This is a genomic window from Pectobacterium betavasculorum, from assembly GCF_000749845.1.
Taxonomy (GTDB): domain Bacteria; phylum Pseudomonadota; class Gammaproteobacteria; order Enterobacterales; family Enterobacteriaceae; genus Pectobacterium; species Pectobacterium betavasculorum.
Map to the genome: position 1 here is coordinate 1 of NZ_JQHM01000069.1, position 390 is coordinate 390.

A 390-nucleotide genomic window follows, 5' to 3' on the forward strand; every position below is an offset into this window, starting at 1 on the left:
CATCAAACGACTTCGCACGTTTGCTGACACTGGTGTAATCCGGGCAGCGCAAAGGAATGCCCATCAGGGCAAAAATGGAATCAATAAAGCCCTGTGCGGCCCGGAGGGTCAGCCGGAAAACGCGCTTAACGACCAGAACGGTCGTGATGGCAAGGTCTGAATAACGCAGAGGTCTGCCTCGTGATGAGGGCGTTGCTGACTCGTACCACGCCTGAATGGCTTCTTCGTCCAGCCAGAAAGTGACGGAACCACGATGAATGAGGGCTTTATTGTAGGTCTTCCAGTTGGTGATTTTGTACTTCTGCTTTGCCACGGCACTGCCTGTATTATCAGGATGATGCGTGATCTGATCCTGCCGTTTGGCAAAAGTTCGATTTATTCAACAAAGCC

General features: G+C 51.5%; 1 protein-coding gene. It reads right to left on the reverse strand.

The features are described 5' to 3' along the window. On the reverse strand, positions 1–313 hold a 313-nt coding region (locus KP22_RS21135; protein ID WP_039326420.1), incomplete at its 3' end, for an IS5/IS1182 family transposase. Between the last annotated feature and the right edge of the window lie 77 nt (positions 314–390).